The following is a 255-nucleotide window of genomic DNA, read 5'->3' on the forward strand; positions in this document are numbered from 1 at the left end:
TCAGGGAGGCTTTGTAGTCTTCCAGCAACAGTTCAGCAAAGTCCATTTCGAAGCCGCGACGACACATAATGCGCATCACCACGATGTCGGTGGCTTCACCGCCGAGAGTGAAGGCCGGAACCTGCCAGCCGCGCAGACGCAGACGTTCAGAGAGGTCGTACAGGGTGTATCCCGGATCTTCACCATCTTTCAGTTTGAAGCAAACCGCCGGGATGCCTTCGTCCGGGCGACCCGTACAGATGAACTCATACGGCC

General features: G+C 57.3%; 1 pseudogene. It reads right to left on the minus strand.

Annotation, left to right across the window (positions count from 1 at the left end):
- Nucleotides 1-255 (minus strand): annotated as a pseudogene (locus E0D98_RS26830) (glutamate decarboxylase); the annotation flags it as partial.

This window comes from Escherichia sp. KCJ4928 (assembly GCF_004352695.1).
Classification (GTDB): Bacteria; Pseudomonadota; Gammaproteobacteria; order Enterobacterales; family Enterobacteriaceae; genus ECMA0423.